The sequence below is a fragment of the uncultured Flavobacterium sp. genome, from assembly GCF_963975005.1.
Classification (GTDB): domain Bacteria; phylum Bacteroidota; class Bacteroidia; order Flavobacteriales; family Flavobacteriaceae; genus Flavobacterium.
This window is the reverse complement of the sequence record NZ_CAXBFR010000142.1, coordinates 1-6,895: the sequence shown is the minus strand read 5'-3', so window position 1 is coordinate 6,895 and position 6,895 is coordinate 1. Positions and strand designations below refer to the sequence as shown.

The 6,895-nt window shown below is 31.0% G+C and carries 5 protein-coding genes and 1 pseudogene; all 6 read left to right on the top strand.

Annotated features, from left to right (window positions below):
• Positions 1–427, top strand: a 427-nt coding sequence (locus AACZ53_RS13090; protein ID WP_339839294.1) for a hypothetical protein, incomplete at its 5' end; no start/stop codon positions are given.
• Between the two features lie 267 nt (positions 428–694).
• Complete coding sequence (locus AACZ53_RS13085) at positions 695–1,915, top strand: hypothetical protein (RefSeq protein WP_026715756.1); 1,221 nt, start codon at positions 695–697, stop codon at positions 1,913–1,915.
• A gap of 23 nt (positions 1,916–1,938) precedes the next feature.
• Positions 1,939–2,199, top strand: coding sequence for a DUF4212 domain-containing protein (locus AACZ53_RS13080; protein ID WP_339839289.1), 261 nt, complete (start codon positions 1,939–1,941; stop codon positions 2,197–2,199).
• Positions 2,200–2,228: 29 nt separating this feature from the next.
• Positions 2,229–3,987, top strand: a pseudogene (locus AACZ53_RS13075) (sodium:solute symporter family protein).
• 137 nt (positions 3,988–4,124) lie between these two features.
• The gene (locus tag AACZ53_RS13070; protein ID WP_339839287.1) at positions 4,125–4,319 is read left to right on the top strand and encodes a hypothetical protein; all 195 of its coding nucleotides are present in this window, start codon (positions 4,125–4,127) and stop codon (positions 4,317–4,319) included.
• Positions 4,312–6,895: histidine kinase dimerization/phospho-acceptor domain-containing protein (locus tag AACZ53_RS13065; protein ID WP_339839285.1), on the top strand; the 2,584-nt coding region annotated here is incomplete at its 3' end. The genes AACZ53_RS13070 and AACZ53_RS13065, both read left to right, overlap by 8 nt.

The following is a 6,895-nucleotide window of genomic DNA, read 5'->3' as shown; positions in this document are numbered from 1 at the left end:
AAAAGTCATTAAATGGAAAACATTGTTAACCATTGCTACCATTACAGGTGTTGGATATTTAATATGGTACAATTGGTTTAAGGATAAGGATGTTAATGTTGAATGTCCTGAAGGTATGGTAAAAGACGAAAAAACTGGAGAATGTGTTAAAGGTGGTGGTGATTTAATTGACCCTAATGATCCGGACGTTATAAATGAATTGGATCCATCTAAATTTATTGAATGTGCTGATATTTATAAGTTTGGGTGTAAGTCGAAGGATGGAAGTATTTCTAAAATACAAGATTGTTTGGGAATTAAAGTCACAGGATTATTTGGAAAACCAACTGAAGATGCATTATATAACAAAATAAACAAAAGAACATTTACAAAAGATGATATTAGTCGTATTTGTAGACGGAACCCACTTAACCTATCAAGAATTTAAAATAAAAAAACCACCCCATCCAAATTACCATCCAACTTATAAAATATTTAAGCACCATGAACTAATTGAATACCTTCAAAACAAAGAATTGTTATCGGGTGCTGGAATGATAATAACTGAATTAGGCGATAAGTTTATGCTTATAAAGTGGGAACGCTTTAAGGATTAACTATACCGCTTAACATATATATATATCATAATTTTTTTCATTAACAAAATTTTAGACTTTGGTCAAGCGAAAACAAAAAACTAACCAAACTAAAAATTATGAAAAAATTATCCATTTTAGCTTTATTTTTATTAACAACCATGGCTTTCTCCCAAGGCTCACCTGATTATGCTGGAGGTTTAAAAGTCAATATTAATGAAGATGGTTCTAAATATTTTAGAATTATTTCTTGGGCTCAGGTGCAAGCTCAATATAATGATGATGTCCCGGTTACAGATAGTAAATTAAACTTTAATTTACGAAGAGCACGTGTTTTAATGTATGCTCAAATCAACAAGAACTTTTTAATCTTAACTCACTTTGGGTTAAATAGCTTAAATGCGAATAATCTTTCTCCAACTGGTAAAGGTGAATCGTCACAATTGTTTTTTCATGATGTATGGGCACAATATAGCGTAGGAAAAGATCACGCTGTTGGTGGTGGTTTGCATTATTGGAACGGAATTTCTCGTTTAAATAATCAAAGTACTTTGAATATTATGACTTTAGATAATCAACGTCAAGCATGGGCTACGTTAGGATTAACTGATCAGTTCGCAAGACATATTGGTTTTTATGCAAAAGGAGCTATTGATAAATTGCAATATAGAGTTTCTATAAATGAAGCTATGACTAATAATTTACAAGCTACAACTGTACCCGTAAATGGTGGTGCTGCAACTTATACAGGTCGAAGATTATTAGGTTCAAGAGATGCTGGAAAAAACTTTGCTGGTTATTTTGAATATGCTTTTAAAGATAGTGAAAGTAACTTTTTGCCTTACAAGGTGGGAACCTATTTAGGGACTAAAAAAGTATTTAATGTTGGTGCTGGTTTCTTTGTTCATCCAAGTGGTTCTGTAGTTGCAGATGCTTCTGGAAACTTAAGCGGTCAAGATGTGAAAATATTAGCTGCTGATGTTTTCTATGATGTTCCTATGGGTTCAAATGGCGGAGCATTAACAGCTTATGCTTTATTTCAAAATAATGATTATGGAAAAGACTTTACTTTAGGAACAACTTATGAAACAGGAACTTTATTACATGGACATTTAGGTTATGTAGTTCCTTCTAAAAGTACTACTAAAATACAACCTTATTTGTCTTATGATGCAAGAAAAATTGATGCCTTAAATGATAATGCCAATCAAATTGGTGTTGGTTCAAACTTCTATTTTAGCGGTCATAATTCTAAATTAACCTTAGAGTATCAATCTCTTAAATATGCTTCAAACAAAGCAGTTAATACAATCACACTTCAAGCAATGATTTACCTATAAAATAACTATTAACAAACACTATTATGAGCGATAAACAAAAACACGCAACAGCCTATTGGAAGGAAAATTTAAAATACCTTTTAATCTTATTAAGTATTTGGTTTGCGGTTTCTTATGGAGCCGGAATCTTATTCAAAGACGTTTTAAATGAAATCAAAATTGGTGGGTTTCCATTAGGGTTTTGGTTTGCCCAACAAGGGTCAATCTATGTATTTGTCGTATTGATTTTTGTCTATGTACGATTAATGAACAAATTAGATAAGAAATACGGATTTGACGAATAATTAATTTAACAAACTAAACAAAAAATATCATGGATGTACTTACTTGGACCTACATAATCGTAGGAATTACATTTGCTCTTTATATCGGAATTTCAATATGGGCTCGTGCTGGATCCACAAAAGAATTTTATGTTGCTGGTGGAGGAATTTCTCCTTTAGCTAACGGAATGGCAACAGCTGCCGATTGGATGTCTGCTGCTTCTTTTATTTCAATGGCTGGAATTATTTCCTTTGCAGGATATGATGGTGCAGTTTACTTGATGGGTTGGACTGGTGGATACGTTCTTTTAGCTTTATTATTAGCACCTTACTTAAGAAAATTTGGTAAATTTACAGTACCAGATTTTATAGGGGAAAGATATTATTCAAATACAGCAAGAACTGTAGCTGTTTTTTTGTGCCTTAATTATTTCATTTACTTATGTTGCAGGACAAATGCGTGGTGTGGGACTTGTGTTTTCAAGATTCTTAGAAGTTGATATTAATACAGGTGTAGTAATTGGAATGATTATTGTTCTTTTTTACGCTGTATTAGGAGGTATGAAAGGTATTACGTATACGCAAGTTGCGCAATACTGTGTTTTGATTTTTGCTTTTATGGTTCCTGCTATTTTTATTTCTATTCAAATGACAGGAAATGTAATTCCGCAATTAGGAATGGGTTCAACAGTTGTTGGTGAAGGAAATGTTTATTTATTAGATAAATTAAACGGTCTTTCGACAGAATTAGGTTTTGCTGAATACACAAGTGGTTCAAAATCTATGATTGATGTATTTGCAATCACATTAGCTTTAATGGTTGGAACGGCAGGTTTACCTCACGTAATTGTTCGTTTCTTTACCGTAAAAAAAGTTAAAGATGCTCGTAAATCAGCAGGTTGGGCTTTATTATTAATCGCTATTTTATATACAACTGCTCCAGCTGTTTCTGTATTTGCTAAAACAAATTTAATTGAAACTGTTAGCAATAAAGAATACGCAACTATGCCAGTTTGGTTTACCAATTGGGAAAAAACAGGTTTATTAAAATTTGAAGATAAAAATGGAGACGGAAAAATTCAATATTATAACGATAAATCTAAAAACGAAGAATTCTTAGCTGCTCAAGCTGCAAAAGGGTTTAAAGGATCTGAATTGACGATTGATAATGATATCATGGTTTTAGCTAATCCTGAAATTGCACAATTGCCAAACTGGGTTATTGCTTTAGTTGCTGCTGGAGCTTTAGCTGCTGCTTTATCAACTGCTGCTGGATTGTTATTGGTAATTTCTTCATCTGTTTCTCATGATTTAATCAAGAAAATGATTAATCCAAATATTTCTGAAAAAGGAGAACTTTGGGCTGCACGTGGTGCTGCAGCTGTAGCTGTAGTAATTGCAGGATATTTTGGAATTAATCCTCCAGGATTTGTAGCTGCTGTTGTTGCATTAGCATTCGGTTTAGCAGCAGCATCATTCTTCCCAGCTATTATTTTAGGAATTTTTCACAAAAAAATGAATAAAGAAGGAGCTGTTGCAGGAATGGTAGTTGGACTTTTATTAATGCTTTTCTATATGCTAAAATTCAAATTTGGATTATTTGATGGAGGAAAAGAAGCTGTTGATGGACTAAAAGCTAGTTGGTGGTTTGGAATTTCTCCAGAAGGATTTGGTACTATTGCCATGATTGTTAACTTTATAGTTGCCTTTGTAGTTAATAGTTTTACACCAGCTCCACCACAACACGTTCAAGATATTGTAGAAAATATCAGAATTCCATCAGGTGCAGGTGAAGCAACTGGACATTAAAATTAGTTTATTGGTTTTAACTAAATTAATCCCTACTCTTGTATTTTTAGAGTAGGGATTTTTTAATAATTTCATTCAAAAATTATAAAATTATCAATATATTTACTTACACGTAAAAAGTACATGTTTTCTTCAAAATGAAAAAAAGACACCAACAAAAATTAATTGTATTAAGTATTGGATTACTAATTGCTTTTAATATTCCCATTCTATTATTGTTTGACAGTTCTGCTCCTCTTTTTGGTTTTCCAGTTATTTATATTTACATTTTTTCATTATGGATAATTTCAATATTAGTTTCATTGTTAGTAGTAAATCGTTATTATGAGTAGTATTGTTCTAATAATTATTTTGTTAATTTATTTAGGATTCTTATTTTTTATTGCCCATTGGGCAGAAAAAAAAGGAAATATTAAATGGACTAATAATTCCTATATTTATTCTTTATCATTAGCTGTTTATTGTACCGCTTGGACTTATTATGGAAGTATTGGTGTTGCCGCTAATTCAGGTTTAGGTTTTTTACCCATTTATGTTGGACCCATAATAATCATTCCAGCTTGGATAATTATTCTTAGAAAAATAATTAAAATTTCAAGAGTGAATAAAATTGCCAGTATTGCTGATTTTATTTCTCTTCGTTATGGCAATAGTCGTTTTTTAGGAGCTATTGTTACTTTAGTTAGTATTTTCGGAATCTTACCCTACATTGCTCTTCAGTTAAAAGCTATTTCTGAAACTTTTCACATTGTTACTAATACAAGTTCTAGTTCTCTAATTTTTAATGATACTACAACTTATGTTGCTATTGCATTAGCCTTATTTGCTTCTTATTATGGTACCAGATATGTTGATGCATCAGAAAAACGTAAAGGAATTGTTACTGCTGTAGCCATAGAAAGTGTTTTGAAATTAGTCTTTTTTGTGATGATTGGCGTTTATGTAACTTTTTTTGTTTTTGATGGTTTTGATGATATTTATAATCAAGCATCGCAACTAATAAAATTTAAAGAAAAAAATACTATTGGTGGTTTGACTCAAGGTATTAATTGGTTCTTTTTATGCATGGTTTCACTATTTGCTATTTTTTTATTGCCAAGACAATTTCACATGTCAGTTGTAGAAAACAATAGAGAAAAACACATTAAAACAGCTATTTGGTTATTTCCATTGTATTTGTTGATTTTTAATTTATTTGTGTATCCCATTGCTTGGGGTGGAAATGTACTTTTTGAAGGAACAGCTGTTAATGCCGATACTTACTCTTTATTGATTCCTCAGTTATTTAACAATGAATGGATGACTGTTTTGGTTTTTTTAGGTGGCTTTTCAGCAGCAATTTCAATGATTGTTGTTTCTAGCATTAGTTTAGCTACAATGCTGAGTAACAACTTATTAATTCCTTACACTTTTTTAGGCAAATTAAACACGGAAGTACAGATTATTAATAATAAGAAAATTGTAAACATTAGAAAAATCGCAATTTTTTCACTGATTATTACTGCTTATTTTATTTATAGGTTCTTTGCTTTAGATTATAGTTTGGTTTCTATTGGACTAATTGCTTTTGTTGTTATTGCTCAATTGGCACCAGCTTTCTTTGGAGCTATTTTTTGGAGAAGAGGTTCAAGATTAGGAGCCATTTGGTCTATCATAATTGGTTTTTCTATTTGTTTGTACACTTTACTAATTCCTTATGCTATTGGAATTACGAGTTCTTCAAGTACGTTTGTAAATGAAGGATTGTTTCAAATAGAATTGTTAAAACCTTTCCAATTGTTTGGATTGGATTATTTAGAACCTGTTCCTCATGCCTTATTTTGGAGTTTACTTTTTAATACGTTCCTGTATTTTGCAATTTCTGTAAGTTTTAAAGGAAATTATAGAGAAAGAAATTATGCAGAAATGTATGTAGATATTGATAAATACAGTACCAATCACGAAAATGCCTTTGTTTGGAAAGGAACAGCTTACACAAGTGATATTAAGAAAGTGCTAATTCGCTTTTTAGGTGAAGATCGAACAAAACGAGCCATGCATATTTTCAACACTAAATATAATGTAGCTTCAGATCAAGAGTTAGCTGATGCAAGGTTGGTCAAATTTGCAGAAAACCTTTTAACAGGTCATATTGGAACAGCTTCTGCTCGAATATTAATTTCAAGTGTAGTAAAAGAAGAAAAGGTCACATTACCAGAAGTATTGAAAATTCTAGAAGAATCTAAAGAAAATATAATTATCAATAAAAAGTTGACTGAAACCTCTAATGAATTGAAAAAGATTTCTTCCCAACTTAAAAATGCAAATGATAATTTAGTCATCAAAGACAAACAAAAAGACGAATTTTTGGATACTGTCACACACGAATTAAGAACTCCAATTACAGCCATTCGTGCAGCCAGTGAAATTTTACACGATGATGATGAAATTCCGGAAGGGCTAAAAAAGCAATTTCTACAAAATATTATTTCAGAATCGGATAGATTGAATCGTTTAATTGATAAAATCCTGGATTTAGAAAAATTTGAAACAGGAAAGCAAACCATTCATCCAAATCATAATAATTTAGTACAAACCATTAAAAATTCTATTGAACCTTTACAACACTTGATTAAAAACAAAGCCATTCATGTAACTATTATTAGTAATGAAAAAGTTTATTGTTCTTATGATGAAGATAGAATAGTACAAGTAATAACGAATTTATTATCGAATGCAATCAAATTTTGTCCAGATATAAATGGAAAAATCACCATTCAATGTGAAATTGAAAATAATTTTGTAAAAACTTCCGTTATAGATAATGGAAAAGGAATTGATGTAAATGATTTTGAAACCATTTTTGATAAATTTTATCAATCACGGGACCAAAATGTAAAGAAACCAATTGGTAGCGGCCTAGGACTTG